Here is a 15,894-nt window from a genome sequence, read left to right as displayed (position 1 = left end):
GGATATTTAGGATAAGCTATAGCCTGAAGAGAATTAAACACTAACTCCACAAATAAAATGGCAGAAAGAGAGACTTTCTGCCATTCAAAAGGTTAACTTACAACAACCGTTTGTTTTTCATCCTCATCAACAGCAAAACACGCGACAAGCTGTTGGTCATACTCTTTCAGCGTAGGCTGAAATTGCGTACATTGACCAAATGCACGGCGGCAACGAGCCGCAAAAGCACAGCCTGGCGGCGGGTTCAGCGGGCTTGGTAATTCCCCTGTTAATTTAATGCGTTCACGGCGCGAATCAGGGTTCAACCTTGGGGTTGCGGAAAGTAACGCTTGTGTATAAGGATGTAGAGGATTGTTAAAAATCTGCTCTTTCGTCCCTTTTTCAACACAACGCCCCAAATACATCACCATTACCTCATCCGCAATGTGCTCTACCACTGATAAGTCATGGGAAATAAACACATAAGACAAACCTAAATCCTGTTGCAAGTCCATCATTAGGTTTAATACTTGCGCACGCACAGAAACATCCAGTGCAGAGACAGGTTCATCAGCCACCACAATATCAGGGTCAAGCATCAAGCCACGGGCGATTGCAATACGTTGGCGCTGACCACCTGAAAACATATGCGGATAACGGCTATAGTGCTCTGTTTTCAAACCGACTTTAGCCATCATCGATAATACTTTTTCTTTTCGCGCCTCTTTCGAAAGCGATGTATTAATCACTAATGGCTCTTCCAAAATTTGCCCCACTTTTTTACGTGGATTCAAAGACCCATACGGGTTTTGGAAAACAATTTGAATTTTTTGGCGACGTAATTTTTCAGCTGCTTTGTCTTTAATTAACAAGTTTTGGTCTTGGTAATACAACTCCCCGTCTGAAGGTTGCTCAATCATTGTCAGCAAGCGACCTAATGTGGATTTACCACAACCAGACTCACCCACAACGGCTAATGTTTTGCCCCTTTCAAGTTCAAATGAAACACCATCAAGCGCTTTTAGCGTTTTTTCTGCGCCGAAAACACCTTTTTTAACGGAGTAGTACTTTTTCAAATCCACCGCTTTTAGTAGTGGTGCTGCATGTTTGTCACTCATAATGTTGGCCTCCCCATATCATCCAGCGGCATATGGCATTTAACTTGGCGATCACCAACGGTTTGTAACATTGGTTCTTCTTGGCGGCATCTCTCTGTGGCATACGGACAACGCGGATTGAGCAAACAACCCGTTGGCCTGTCATATTTGCCGGGAACCACGCCGGGGAGTGAGGCTAAACGTGATTTATTCGTCGCAAATTCAGGGAGTGCACGTAATAACGCTTGTGTATAAGGATGACGAGGGTGTTTAAAGATATCACTCGCTTTTGCTGATTCAACCACTTGCCCTGCATACATCACGATAATGTGGTGAGCTGCTTCCGCAACTAATGCAAGGTCATGGGTGATAAGCACCAGAGCCATATTTTCTTGCTGCTGTAATTCCAACAGTAATTCAATGATTTGTGCCTGAATAGTCACATCCAATGCAGTTGTTGGCTCATCCGCAATCAACAATTTAGGACGGCATGCAATCGCCATCGCTATCATCACCCGTTGGCTCATCCCACCCGATAGCTGATGCGGGTATACATCCAAACGCGACTCAGGATCAGGGATGCCTACCAAATCAAGCAGGTCAACCGCACGCTGCTTACGGGTGCCTTTGTTACCACCTTGATGGACCTTTAGCGCTTCCATAATTTGATAACCCACCGTAAAGCATGGGTTTAAACTGGTCATCGGGTCTTGGAAAATCATCGCAACATCGGCACCGACAATTTGTCGGCGCTCTTTTTCAGGGATAGACAATAAATCGCGACCATCGAACTTTAATGAGTCTGCCATCACTTTTCCGGGATAGTCAATTAACCCCATAATAGCTAAAGAGCTAACCGATTTTCCTGAACCTGATTCACCGACGATACCGACGACTTGGCCTTTTTCAACACTATAGCTGATACGGTCAACAGCGCGAAATGGTGCTTTTTCGTCGCCGAAATGTACCGAAAGTTGTTCTACATTTAACAGTGCCATTAGATTACCTCATCACTGCTTGAGTTTTGGATCAAATGCATCACGTAAACCATCGCCCATCAGGTTAAACGCTAACACAGTTAATAAAATTGCTAATCCCGGGAACGTCACAACCCACCATGCGCTCTGTGCAAACTGCAACACATCAGACAGCATTGTTCCCCACTCTGGCGTTGGAGGCTGAGCCCCCATGCCGAGGAAACCCAAAGCAGCCATATCTAAAATAGCATTCGAAAACCCTAACGATGCCTGAACAATCAGGGGAGCTAAGCAGTTAGGTAAAATATTGACAAACATCTGGCGAATGGCTCCTGCACCCGCAACACGCGAAGCCGTCACGTAATCGCGATTCACTTCAACCAACACCGCAGCTCGCGTTAAACGGATATAGTGAGGCAGTGCCACGAATGTCAGCGCAATAGAGGCATTCACAATGGAAGGGCCAAAAATGGCCACCAGCACTAAGGCTAATAGCAGGCTTGGCAACGCCAGCATGATATCGACAACACGCATAATCAGCGCATCAACGACACCACCGAAATAACCCGCAATCACACCGATTGTTACCCCCATGATCAGCGAAAGCACGACAACAAGGCAACCAACTAACAGTGATAGCCGCGCGCCATACATTAAGCGGGATAATAAGTCGCGCCCAACGTCATCCGTACCTAAAATAAATTGCCACGTTCCGCCCTCTTGCCAAACTGGCGGCGCAAGTAAAAAGTCGCGGAATTGTTCATCTGGGGCATGAGGGGCTAGAACGCCTGCAAAAATCGCAATTAGCACCATCAGGACGATATAAAACATCCCAACAACGGCCCCTTTGTTGCGTTTAAAATAGTGCCAAAATTCTTGTAATGGCGTCATCGGCTGCGGGGCGCTGACAACGGTTGGCTCAGTAGATTGAGACATTTAGCGCTCCTTATTTCTTATGACGAATTCTTGGGTTTACAATGCCGTACAGCACGTCGACCACTAAGTTAACGAAGATAATCAATGTGGCGACAAGCAACACACCACCTTGAACCACAGGGTAATCACGGCGTTGCAGCCCTTCGATTAACCAACGCCCTAACCCCGGCCATGAGAATATGGTTTCGGTCAGAATCGCGCCAGCTAACATAACCCCAACCTGTAAACCAATAACCGTGACGACAGGCAACAAGGCGTTGCGCAGAGCGTGAATAAGAATAACCCGCGCACGCCCTAAACCTTTCGCTCTTGCGGTACGGATGTAGTCTTCACCCAACACTTCTAACATTGATGAGCGCGTCATTCGCACAATAACGGCTAATGGAATTGTTCCTAGTACAATGGATGGTAAGATAAGGTGTTCTAACGCATCGATAAAATCGCCGCTCTCACCCCAAATTAGGGTATCAATAAGCATAAAGCCCGTGAGTGGCAGAGAATCATCAAGGAACACGGTATCGCTCACCCGTCCTGCAACAGGGGTTAGGTCAAGCTGTACCGACACCAACATGATGAGCATAATCCCCCACCAGAAGATTGGCATTGAGTAACCCGTTAAGGAAAGGCCTATCGCGGTGTGATCGAAAACTGAACCACGTTTAACTGCGGCTAATACCCCGACAGGGATCCCGACAGAAATTGCGAAAATCATGGCACAGGTGGCTAATTCAACGGTCGCTAAAAAGCGTGGGACAAATTCTTCCCAAACACCAATACGGCTTTTCAGGGAAATCCCTAAATCACCATGGAATATGCCATTGATATAATGTAGATATTGTTTCCAAAGTGGCTGATCGAGCCCTAATTCAGCCATTAAATAGGCGTGTCTCTCAGGGGATAACCCTCTTTCGCCCGCCATGATCATGACCGGATCGCCTGGGATCATGTGAACAAAAGCAAATGTGAGTAATGTAATACCGATAAACGTGGGGATCACAAGCCCCAATCGTCGGAGGATAAATTGCAACATATCCTGAATCTCTTTAATAATGCCGTTGACGGCTCTTAGTCCGTTTGGCTACTCAGAAAATCACTTTTCCGGGTGCTCACAAACAACTGAACTTCTCTGCTTCTTTTAAAGAAGAAAACGCCCTTCGCTCCAAACCAGCAACGAAGGGCATAGACAGATTAGATACGATTACTTCTCAATGTCGACGTTTTCGAAGTGGTGTTTGCCCAGTGGATCAACCACATAGCCTTTCACTTCTTTACGTACTGGTTCAAACACAGTTGAGTGAGCAATGATCAGAGCCGGAGCTTGGTCATGCATCACGACTTGCGCTTGTTTGTACAGTTCAACACGCTTGTCATGATCTGCAGTCATACGAGCAGGCTGGATCAAGTTTTCAAAGCTTTCGTTACACCATTTCGAGTAGTTAGAGCCTTGTTTTTTCGCGGCACAGCTAAATAGCGTCGCGAAGAAGTTGTCTGGATCCCCATTATCACCCGTCCAACCCATCATGACCGTTTGTGGCTCACCGTCTTTAGCACGCTTGAGATATTCACCCCACTCATAGCTAACAACTTTTGATTTCACGCCAATTTTTGACCAGTCTGCTTGGATCATTTCTGCCATGCGGCGTGCATTTGGATTATACGGACGTTGAACTGGCATCGCCCACAGGTCAATTTCAAAACCATTCGGGAAGCCTGCTTCTGCTAACAATGCTTTTGCTTTTTCAGGATTGTATTCGTAATCCTGCACTGCATCGTTGTAGCCCCACATGGTTGGCGGGATCAGGTTTTTCGCTTTTTGGCCTGCACCTTGGTAAACCGCTTCGATGATTGCATCTTTGTTCACGGCCATTGACAGTGCTTGGCGAACTTTTTGGTTATCCAGTGGTTTTTTCTCTACGTTATAAGAGAGGTAACCCACGTTCAGACCAGGCTGCTCTAACAAGGTAATGTTTTTATCTTGTTTCATGCGCTCTAAGTCAGCCGGATTTGGATACGGCATGACTTGGCATTCATTTTTTTGCAGTTTTGCATAACGCACAGACGCATCTGGCGTGATTGAGAACACTAAACGATCAAGTTTTGGCTTAGTTCCCCAATATTGATCATTGGCTTTATACAGAATACGGGAGTCTTTTTGGTACTGTTGCAGAACAAAAGGGCCTGTACCGATAGGGTTTAAGTCAACTTTTTCTGGCGTTCCCGCTTTCAACATTTGGTCAGCATATTCCGCAGACAGGATGGAAGCGAAGTCCATCGCCATATCCGCTAAGAATGGTGATTCTGGCCGGGTCAGTGTAATTTTCACTGTGTTATCATCGACTTTCTCAACTTTATCGATGATTTTGTCCATATCCATCCCCATAAAGTATTCATAGCTACCGCCAGAAACTTTATGGTATGGGTGGTTTGCATCTTTTTGACGCATGAATGTGTAAATTACATCATCCGCATTAAGATCGCGGGTTGGTTTGAATTCTTTGTTTGAGTGCCATTTCACGCCTTTGCGCAGATGGAAGGTATACACTTTGCCATCATCACTCACTTCCCAGCTTTCTGCTAAGCCTGGCTCAATCTCAGTTGTACCTAGTTTAAACTCAACTAAACGGTTATACAGTGGAATTGAGCTTGCATCATATGTTGTGCCCGACGTAAATAACTGAGGGTTAAAACCTTCTGGCGAACCTTCTGAACAGTATACTAATGTTTTAGCTTGTACTGATGCCGACACGGCTAATGCTGCTAGCGTTAATCCTACAGAAAGTAGACCTGTTTTTTTAATAGAGCGCATCTGTATGCTCCTGTGGTGTTCATGTTGTTTTTGCTCGATGCCTAGCCCCGTCATTAAAATGACAGAAGTAGTATCTGTATTTTTTGTTATTCATTGAGCAATTAATCAACTGTCACCCACTTCGTCAATAGCCACATTAACGTAGCACACACAAAACTCGTAACATATTAGAAACAATTAGCATGTTAACTTAGGCTAAAATAGCAATAGATGGCTCAATAAGCAGGCGTTATAACCATATTATTATTAATGATTAGTATTTTATGTTGGGGTTATTTATTTTTATATTTGTGATTAAGTGCTGAATTACTGAACGAATATAGCGTTATATCCAACAGCAGCTGAAATAAAACACTAAAGGAAATGTGGTTTGAAATTATTTTAGCATGTTATTATTTAGTTTATTTTTTATCCATATTAAAAACATTCGCCTGCTCGCACTAAACATAATTTTAACTAACTGATAACTTAAAGAATAAAATAATTTCTATCTATCCTTTTTAATCAATTAGGCTGTATACATAAAATCCTATGATATTGTTGATAAAAGCTACAATTGGCTGAGACGCTCAACACGCCCTCTCATACTGCTTTGAAGCTATTGACTAATAACGTATACTGGCTTGGAAGCCTGAATGGAGGTTATTCGCAACAACCTGGTTATCCTGCCAAACAGGCACTTCAAAGAAAGCGTGATAATTAATTGCCCCTGCCGTGCCCCTCACACCAACTTTGCAGCCCAATAAGGCATTTTTTCGCCAAAATGTTGCTCTATCATTTCCCGTTACTCCCATCCCAATCGAACTGTACAACTGAATGAGTTTCCATGGCATATCCCAACTCACCTCATTGTGCAGCTTTAAGCTATTGTCTCCCATCTCAATGCCATCTGTACTTAGAAAGCCCTGCACACCATGTCTTCCAGTAAAGGCTTCTCGCTCTAACAACCCATCGAGTTTAGAACGGCTCAATTGAATATCTAAACTATTCTGATAATAAACAGGTGAGCTTCCCCACGATGATGAAAATGATAATTGGTAAATTTGAGGCCGTTCTAGCCCTGTAATTTGTGTCGCATTAGCACCAAACCGGCTGTTCCCTCGTTTATATTTCAGAGATACTGCCGTTTGACCTTGTGAAAAAAACTGCTGGTAGACAAACTCACCAGACAAATAACTCGCTAACCGCCTTTGCGTCATCAACCGTTGCCCTGCTAAAAAAGTATCAAGGGTTTGAATTTTCGAGTTAACACTGAATGAAGTAACGCTATTCTCGGTACGATTAAGAATATATTGTGCGGTGAGTAATAATGCTCGCTGACGTTGTAGCATATCCAGAGCGATACCATTAATTGCTATCTTTGTTTGATTATTTTGATAATGGCTATAAACAGAAAACAACCAATAACGATATGGTGCTGAATAACCAAGTGCAATAGCTTGTAGTTTATTTCTTTTCAAAGAACCTAAAGAATGATTTACATTTAAATAAAGCAGGTCATTTATCTGTAATGAATTTGCAAAAATAGCATCATGGGAGATGACAGCTTTAGGTTGTTCATCAAAGGGCCGATATTCAATAGACAGTATTCCCCTTTGTTCACGTCGATTCCCGCCAACGATAATAACCTCAGTCGCCTGAGGGTTCAGAGTATCAGGTGCTAACTCAATACGATAAGGAACCAAGGCTGCATTTTGTAGATTGTACAAACCCTGTTCAATATGTCGTAAATTTAGAACATCACCAATTTCGAAAGGAAGAATATTGGTCACTCCCTGATAATAAATATTCGAAATTGTCCCTGTAATGACTTCTGCCTGTAAACTACCCAAAAATAATGCTTGTGCTGGGTAGGATAAATAAGACGTTAAATAGCCAGCTTGAATGAGTTCTGTATTTATATAATCTGCATAGGTAAGTAACTCAGGCTGAGTCATGCATTGGCCTTCAATTATTCCACGCCATGCTTTTATTTGTTTAGGTTTAATCTTGGGCAACCGTTCCATGCCCCTTAAATTTAATACATTAATAACGATACAGGGCTGAGGCGTGATCTGGTTGATATCCGTGTTTTGCTGATTTGCCGTCGCAAGCCCCTTCGGCATCACCGCTATTAATGCAGCTAAATAAACGATAAGGAAAATAGAGGGGTTAATATATTTGGTTTTCATTAACGGGTCCTTGTCATGAAAAGTACCTTTATTAGCGCCATCAACAACTCGAGCTAATAAATAAGCTTTACTGTAGCCAATACGTAATCCATGAGAAAAACTCAAACCGTAGGTGTGTATAACACCAAATACAGAAATAGGTTACAACCAAAGTTAGTCTGAAAAAATAACGTTCAAAAAGTTTAAAATTGCGGGGCGCTAAAACGAGAAAACCCACCTCAATGAGGTGGGTTTTGGAATTTGGTCGGCGAGAGAGGATTCGAACCTCCGACCCACTGGTCCCAAACCAGTTGCGCTACCAAGCTGCGCTACTCGCCGAAAACGGTGTGAATAATACTGCCAAGAATGGGGATCGTCAACCCATTTTTATCGAATTCAGCTCGTTTGCTGATAAAACCACCAAAATGGTAAGGTTTCTTTGCTGTTTGGTAAAATTTACTAAAAAAATAAGCGCTAAATACAATTTAGCGCTTATTTATCAAACAGATTAACTTTTATAAAAAGACATTTAATTGAGTGTTAAACGCACAATTTAGTCTTATTGCAGTAAAGAAATATCTGCCACCTTTAAAAATAGTTCACGTAACTGGCTTAATAGCGTTAAACGGTTTACTCGAACCGCTTGGTCTTCATCCATTACCATGACATTTTCAAAGAACTCATCGACAACCTCACGCAAAGAAGCTAACTCAGCGAGTGCTTCTTGGTAGTTTCTTTCCGCAAACATTGGCGCCAGTTTATCTTGTAGAACAACAACGTGTGTCGCTAATTTCACTTCTTCTGGTGTTTTTAGCACGGAGGCTAAAACAGTATCAGAGAGTTTTTCATCTGATTTGCTTAGGATGTTTGAAACACGCTTGTTTGCTGCTGCAAGTGCCTGTGCTTCTTCCAATGTACGGAAATGAGTTACCGCTTTCACACGCGCATCAAAATCCGCCGGCTGCGTTGGGCGACGTGCTAATACCGCTTGGATTGTATCAATGCTGTAACCTAATTCTTGGTACCAAGAACGGAAGCGACCCAGCATAAATTCAACCACGTCATTGACTACGTCTTTGTTGGTTAATTTATCACCGTATAAACGTGCCGCTTCTTCAGTCATTTCAACTAAATCAAGCTGATAACCTTTTTCAACAATAATACGCAGAACACCTAATGCGGCACGGCGCAGAGCGAATGGGTCTTTATCCCCTTTCGGGTGCTGACCAATACCAAAGATGCCTGCTAATGTATCCATTTTCTCCGCGAGCGCTAACGCCGCAGAAACATCAGTAGAAGGCAGCTCATCACCCGCAAAACGTGGTTGGTACTGTTCTTTAAGTGCTAATGCAACATCTTCTGATTCACCGTCGTGGCGTGCATAGTGCATCCCCATGACACCTTGTGTATCAGTAAACTCGAAGACCATGTTAGTCATTAGGTCACATTTCGCTAATAACCCTGCACGAGTTGCATGGTTAACATCCGCACCAATTTTACTTGCAATCCAACCCGCTAACGCTTCTAAACGATCCGTTTTATCACGCAATGTCCCTAATTGTTTTTGGAACAAAACGGTTTCTAGGCGGGGTAAATTATCTTCTAAACGTTGCTTGCGGTCAGTTTTAAAGAAAAACTCCGCATCGGCTAAACGAGGGCGAACAACTTTTTCGTTACCTGAAATAATCTGTTGTGGATCAGAAGATTCAATATTCGCCACGAAAATGAAATTCGGCATCAAATTGCCTGCGTTATCATAAACAGGGAAATATTTTTGGTCGCCTTTCATGGTATAAACCAGCGCTTCTGAAGGAACGTCTAAGAATTTCTCTTCAAATTTAGCCGTTAATACCACTGGCCATTCAACCAATGAAGCAACTTCTTCTAATAAGCTTTCTGTTAAGTCAGCTTTACCACCTAGCGCTTGTGCCGCTTTTTCTGCGCCTGCTTTGATAACCGCTTTACGCTCTTCGTAATCCGCCATGACTTTACCGCGTTCGCGTAAAATAGCCGGATATTGCTCAGCATTATCAATCGTAAATTCAGCTTCACCCATAAAACGGTGACCGCGAATGGTACGAGCACTCTTGATGCCTAAGATTTCACCGTCAATAACATCACTGCCTAGTAGCAGAGTGACGGTATGAACCGGACGCACAAATTGCGTGTCTTTATCTGCCCAACGCATCAATTTTGGAATAGGTAATTTCGCTAATGAACGGCTGACCATGTCTACCAACAATTCGCTGACAGCTTGGCCTTTCATTTGTGCACGATACAGTAGCCATTCGCCTTTATCTGTCGTCAAACGCTCTGCTTGAGCAACGGTGATACCACAACCACGCGCCCAGCCCTCAGCTGCTTTAGTTGGCTGGCCGTCAGCACCAAATGCTTGAGCAATAGCAGGGCCACGCTTTTCAACTTCGCGATCAGGTTGCGATGTTGCTAAATCAGCAACTTTAAGCGCCAAACGACGCGGAGCAGCAAACCAAGTTACTGCACCATGAGCAATGTCAGCCCCATCAAGTTCCGCAGCAAAGTTAGTAGCAAATGATTCAGCTAATGAACGAAGAGCCTTCGGCGGTAACTCTTCGGTGCCGATTTCCACAAGGAAAGTCTGTTGAGTCATGACAGCCTCTTAGTTCTTATGACACATAGGGAATCCAAGCGCTTCACGTGAAGCATAATATGCCTCAGCTACCCCTTTAGTGAGGGTACGAATTCGTAAAATATAGCGTTGGCGTTCAGTAACTGAAATAGCTTTACGCGCATCCAGTAAGTTGAAAGTATGAGCGGCTTTTAAGATGCGTTCATAAGCAGGTAATGGAAGAGGAGTTTCCAATGCTAGCAAATGTTGTGCTTCTTTCTCATATTCTTCGAAGCATTTGAAGAGAAAATCAACATTTGCATACTCGAAGTTATAGGTAGATTGCTCAACTTCATTTTGGTGATAAATATCACCGTAAGTGGTTTTACCTAACGGGCCATCACACCACACAAGGTCGTACACACTGTCAACACCTTGGATGTACATTGCCAAACGTTCTAAACCATAAGTGATTTCACCCGTCACAGGTTTACATTCAAGCCCACCAACTTGTTGGAAGTAGGTAAACTGAGTGACTTCCATCCCGTTTAACCACACTTCCCAACCCAGTCCCCAAGCACCAAGTGTTGGGTTTTCCCAGTTATCTTCAACAAAGCGGATATCATGGACAGTTGGGTCTACCCCTAACTCTTTCAACGAGCCGAGGTACAGTTCTTGGATGTTGTCTGGTGATGGTTTGATGATCACCTGAAACTGATAATAATGTTGCAGACGGTTTGGGTTCTCACCATAACGACCATCGGTTGGCCTACGAGATGGTTGGACATAAGCCGCAGCAATAGGCTCAGGGCCTAATGCACGCAAACACGTCATTGGATGGGAGGTTCCTGCGCCGACTTCCATGTCCAATGGTTGAACAATGGTACAGCCTTGACGCGCCCAATAGTCCTGTAATGTCAGGATAAGACCTTGGAAGGTTTTGGTATCAAACTTTTGCATGTTAGATCCGCACGCGATACGTTAAATTTAATGAAAGTACGCCAGTATACCCTTTGACCGACAGATATACAGCATTGAATATGTCTGTATTTATTCTAAGAATAAAAAAATATCCTTCCATCCCTTTTAAACTGGTTATTTATACAGTATAAGTATTGTGTTATTTGCGGCAAGTTGATTGTGATTGGAAAAAGGATGAAAAATGGATACATCACCGACACGTTGTCATTGGGTCAATCAGGATCCTGAATATATTGCCTACCATGATGATGAATGGGGCAAACCAAACCATAATAACCAGCATTTATTTGAAATGCTTTGTTTAGAAGGGCAGCAAGCAGGGTTATCTTGGTACACAATTTTAAAAAAACGCCAAAACTATCAGGAGTTATTCTACCAATTTGATCCTCAACGTATTGCACTTATGAATGAAGACGATGTTGAGCGCCTAATGCAAAATTCCCGCATCATTCGAAACCGTTTAAAAATCAATGCGATAATTGCAAATGCAAACGCTTATTTAGCAATGCAGAAAAGTGGAGAGGATTTCTCAACTTTTCTATGGGAATTTGTCGACGGGCAGCCGATAATCAACCGCTGGGAAAGCCCATCCCAAGTACCCGCAGAAACCGAACTGTCAAAAAAACTCTCCAACGCACTCAAAAAACGGGGGTTTAAATTTGTTGGTTCAATCACCTGCTATGCCTTCATGCAAGCGACTGGCATGATAAATGACCACTTAATTAACTGTCACCAATTTAAATGATTCAGAATTTATAGATGGTTCATGCTGCTGGAAAAGAAAAATAAACTATCAAAACATTAACAATTAAAGCTATATGTCTATTTGTTCCTTTATTTGCAATATTTTAAACTAAAAACAAATAAAAATAAGCGATTGAACTCTAGGATTAGGCAGAGTATGTTTTAAATTCCATTAACAACCTAATAGACATATGTGAATAAATGCAATGATATTTTCTAAATTTGGTAATAAGTTCGCTCAAAATTCAGGGATTTCATTATTAATGAAAGACCTGAATGAGGGCATCAGAACCCCTGGCTCAATTATGCTTGGTGGTGGTAATCCAGCTCATATTCCTGAGATGGATAAATACTTCCAAGAATTATTAACTGAAATGTGTGCTAACGGTCAATTGACGGACACCTTATGTAACTATGATGGTCCTCAAGGCAAAGATGCCATGTTGAAAGCGCTTGCGGCAACGCTAAAAGCAAAACTAGGCTGGGATATCAGTGCGAAAAATATCGCGCTAGCAAATGGCAGCCAAAGTGCTTTTTTCTACCTATTTAACTTGCTAGCCGGTCGCTTTGAAGATGGTATTACTCGTAAAGTTCTCTTTCCTCTCGCCCCTGAATATGTCGGCTATGCAGATTCAGGCCTTGATGATGACTTGTTTGTTGCGAATAAACCGCAAATCGAGCATTTGCCTAATGGCCAATTTAAATATCGTGTTGACTTCAACACATTAGAAGTCACTGATGATATTGGTGTTATTTGCGTCTCTCGCCCAACCAACCCGACAGGAAATGTGATTACGGATGAAGAAGTTGAGCATTTAGATAAATTAGCCAAACAACATAACATCCCGCTACTGATAGATAATGCTTATGGCGTTCCTTTTCCAGGTATTATCTTTAGTGAGGCGACACCATTTTGGAATGAAAATGTCGTTCTTTGCATGAGTCTATCTAAACTTGGTTTACCTGGTACACGTTGCGGTATCATTATTGCCAATGAAGAAATCATTGAAGCTGTTAGTAATATGAACGGTATTATTAGCCTTGCCCCTGGGGGAGTTGGCCCTGCATTAGCGCTCGAAATGCTGAAAAGGGATGATTTAATCTCACTTTCTAAGAATGTCATTGGCCCTTTCTACAAGCAACGTGTTGAAGAAGCTATCGAGATTATTCGCCGTTATATACCGGAAGATAAATGCCTTATTCACAAACCGGAAGGCGCTATTTTCTTATGGTTGTGGTTTAAAGATTTACCAATTAATAGCTTAGAGTTATACCAACGCTTGAAAAAGCGTGGTGTTCTAATGGTTCCTGGCCATTATTTCTTCCCGGGTATTGAGCAAGATTGGCCACATGCACACCAATGCATGCGAATGAATTACGTTCCTGAACCAGAAATAATTGAACAAGGGATAAAAATATTAGCGGAAGAGTTAGAAAAGGCATATCAAGAAGTGACTTGCTAGTTTTGTAGAAGAATAATGCATAGATTGCCTTTAACCCGTGAATTTGAAGTAAAAAAAAGCCCTTTCAAATAGAAAGGGCGAAAAATTAGCGAGAACTCCGTAATTGAAATCAAATAACTTTTTCAATACGAATATCATTCAAATCTATTAGAACATCTTTTTTGTTTGGTTATAGCTTGAACAAAAGTACTTTTAGCCGCTATATGTTCGGATACCTCATTTCTCTGTCTTATTCCCCACCCTACCTACAACTCACTATCCATTTGAAATATTAAATATTTTAACCAGATCAAACGAAAAAAAACGCTCACCAGCAAAAATAGAGAGCGTTATTCTTTGTAAGGCTTAAATTGTCCAAAATAGAATCGCAAGTAGTTGCGGGGAAATAATCCGCAAAAACATCGCTAATGGGTACACTGTGGCATAGGACAGTGCAGGGGCACCACTTGTTGGGTGAATATTATTGGCAAATGCAAGTGCTGGTGGATCAGTCATTGAACCTGCCAATACGCCACATAAACTCAAATAGTTCATTTTACCAAATACCCTTGCAACGATACCGGTAATAAATAAGGGAACGAACGTAATCAGTAAGCCGTAGCCAATCCATGTGAGTCCATCACCCTTGATCAGGGTTTCAATAAAATCTCCCCCTGAGTTTAACCCAACAACCGCGAGGAACATCACAATACCAAGTTCCCTTAATGCAAGGTTAGCACTTGGTGGCATAAACCAATACAAGCGACCAATCGTACCAATCCGCCCTAAAATAAGTGCAACAACCAGCGGCCCTCCAGCCAACCCCAATTTTAATGCAGCAGGAAAACCAGGGACAAAAACTGGGATTGAGCCAAGAACGACACCAAGCCCTATACCTAAAAAGACAGGAAGCATTTGTACTTGCTGTAATTTTTGTTTGGCATTTCCCAGCAATGCGGTGACAGCTTCAATAGATTCGGGCCGTCCAACAATATTTAAAATATCACCAAATTGCAGTACTGAATTATTGTTCGCAACTAAATCAATCCCTGTTCGGTTTAACCGAGTGACAACAACATCATATTTTTGTTTTAAGTTCAGGTCTTTAAGTCTTTTACTTAACACAGCATCATTCGTAATCACCACGCGAACAGAATGTAAAATAGAGCTTGATGTAGATAAAGAAGCGTCAACCTCCTCCCCTAATATCAAGCGCACTTTATTTAGGTCATCTTTTTGCCCAACAACATGGAGTAAATCACCTAAATGAATTTCTGTCGTTGGCTGAGGAACAACTAACATGTCGCCACGCTTTAACCTTGAACATACAATCGCTTCACTACCGAGTAATGGAATATCTTGCATCATTAAGCCATCAAGGTTGGCATTACGGATCGCAATATTCATGGTTTGCAATGTATCGCGCTGTTGGAAATTGGTACTATTAAAGGCAGAATCTTCTTTATCTACTGAAACTCTGAAGATAATCCGTACCAGCCACATCACCAACAATATTCCGCAGATCCCCATTGGATAGGCCATTGCATACCCCATCCCCATTTGGCCGACAAGGTTTGGGTCAGAGCCTAAATCGGTCAGAATTTGCTGACCCGCCCCGAGTGATGGCGTATTTGTGACTGCACCAGAAAAAATACCAAGAATAATGGGAAGTGGAATATCAGCAACTTTATAAATAATGGCTGTTACTATCGCGCCTAAAGCCACTATCATTAATGCGAAACCGTTAAGTTTCAGCCCTGAAACACGAAGTGAGGAGAAAAAACCAGGACCAACTTGAATACCAATAGTATAAACAAACAAGATTAAACCGAACTCTTGAATAAAATGCAGCATATCCTTATTGAGTTGCAAGCCATAACTTTGGGCAAAGTGCCCAACAATGATCCCCCCGAAAAGGACACCACCAATCCCCAGCCCAACATTGCGGATTTTCCAGTTGCCTATCCATAACCCTAGAGCGGCAGCCAACGCCAACAAACTTACAGTAAGAGCTAATTCACTCATAGACCGCATCCTTTTGACGATAAGTTACCCATAAACCAAGCCTAAATCGGCGATAAAACATACTACTGAATCGATTATGCCAAATAGAGTAAGAGTAAGATGTGCCATAGAGCACACTTTAGAATGAATTAAAATCTCTATGTCTTTGAATTTTCAGATTGATAACAAAT

11 protein-coding genes and 1 tRNA gene are annotated in these 15,894 nt (G+C 42.4%); 2 read left to right on the top strand and 10 right to left on the bottom strand.

The window, feature by feature from the left end:
- Positions 1-92: 92 nt before the first annotated feature.
- The 9 genes from dppF to glyQ form a co-directional block, all read right to left on the bottom strand.
- On the bottom strand, positions 93-1,097 hold the full coding sequence (gene dppF / locus ABWP91_RS15375) for a dipeptide ABC transporter ATP-binding subunit DppF (RefSeq protein WP_353243990.1): 1,005 nt from the start codon (positions 1,095-1,097) through the stop codon (positions 93-95).
- Positions 1,094-2,074 (bottom strand): dipeptide ABC transporter ATP-binding protein, encoded by a 981-nt coding sequence (gene dppD / locus ABWP91_RS15370; RefSeq protein ID WP_353243989.1) that lies wholly within the window; start codon positions 2,072-2,074, stop codon positions 1,094-1,096. The genes dppF and dppD overlap by 4 nt, the downstream gene beginning before the upstream one ends.
- Positions 2,075-2,086: 12 nt before the next feature.
- Positions 2,087-2,989 carry a dipeptide ABC transporter permease DppC gene (dppC, locus tag ABWP91_RS15365; RefSeq protein WP_353243988.1) on the bottom strand — a complete coding sequence of 301 codons (903 nt, stop codon included), beginning with the start codon at positions 2,987-2,989 and terminating at the stop codon, positions 2,087-2,089.
- 10 nt (positions 2,990-2,999) lie between these two features.
- Positions 3,000-4,019 carry a dipeptide ABC transporter permease DppB gene (gene dppB, locus ABWP91_RS15360; protein ID WP_353243987.1) on the bottom strand — a complete coding sequence of 340 codons (1,020 nt, stop codon included), beginning with the start codon at positions 4,017-4,019 and terminating at the stop codon, positions 3,000-3,002.
- Between the two features lie 168 nt (positions 4,020-4,187).
- Complete coding sequence (dppA, locus tag ABWP91_RS15355; RefSeq protein WP_353243986.1) at positions 4,188-5,795, bottom strand: dipeptide ABC transporter periplasmic-binding protein DppA; 1,608 nt, start codon at positions 5,793-5,795, stop codon at positions 4,188-4,190.
- 605 nt (positions 5,796-6,400) lie between these two features.
- Complete coding sequence (locus ABWP91_RS15350; RefSeq protein WP_353243985.1) at positions 6,401-7,966, bottom strand: ShlB/FhaC/HecB family hemolysin secretion/activation protein; 1,566 nt, start codon at positions 7,964-7,966, stop codon at positions 6,401-6,403.
- A gap of 241 nt (positions 7,967-8,207) precedes the next feature.
- A tRNA-Pro gene (locus ABWP91_RS15345) sits at positions 8,208-8,284 on the bottom strand.
- Positions 8,285-8,504: 220 nt separating this feature from the next.
- Positions 8,505-10,574, bottom strand: coding sequence for a glycine--tRNA ligase subunit beta (gene glyS / locus ABWP91_RS15340; RefSeq protein ID WP_353243984.1), 2,070 nt, complete (start codon positions 10,572-10,574; stop codon positions 8,505-8,507).
- Positions 10,575-10,583: 9 nt separating this feature from the next.
- On the bottom strand, positions 10,584-11,492 hold the full coding sequence (gene glyQ, locus ABWP91_RS15335; protein ID WP_004262647.1) for a glycine--tRNA ligase subunit alpha: 909 nt from the start codon (positions 11,490-11,492) through the stop codon (positions 10,584-10,586).
- Positions 11,493-11,694: 202 nt separating this feature from the next.
- On the opposite strand from glyQ, the gene ABWP91_RS15330 reads away from it, so the two are divergent.
- Together ABWP91_RS15330 and ABWP91_RS15325 are read left to right on the top strand one after the other, a co-directional pair.
- A complete protein-coding gene (locus ABWP91_RS15330; RefSeq protein WP_353243983.1) occupies positions 11,695-12,258 on the top strand; it encodes a DNA-3-methyladenine glycosylase I in 564 nt (187 codons plus the stop codon).
- A 205-nt stretch (positions 12,259-12,463) separates the two neighbouring features.
- Positions 12,464-13,720 (top strand): valine--pyruvate transaminase, encoded by a 1,257-nt coding sequence (locus ABWP91_RS15325; protein ID WP_353243982.1) that lies wholly within the window; start codon positions 12,464-12,466, stop codon positions 13,718-13,720.
- 345 nt (positions 13,721-14,065) lie between these two features.
- Here ABWP91_RS15325 and ABWP91_RS15320 read toward each other — a convergent pair whose 3' ends face one another.
- Complete coding sequence (locus ABWP91_RS15320) at positions 14,066-15,724, bottom strand: putative transporter (RefSeq protein WP_353243981.1); 1,659 nt, start codon at positions 15,722-15,724, stop codon at positions 14,066-14,068.
- Between the last annotated feature and the right edge of the window lie 170 nt (positions 15,725-15,894).

This window comes from Providencia sp., assembly GCF_040396775.1.
Classification (GTDB): Bacteria; Pseudomonadota; Gammaproteobacteria; order Enterobacterales; family Enterobacteriaceae; genus Providencia.
The sequence above is the reverse complement of the archived record's forward strand: the minus strand, read 5'-3'. Positions and strand labels throughout refer to the sequence as shown.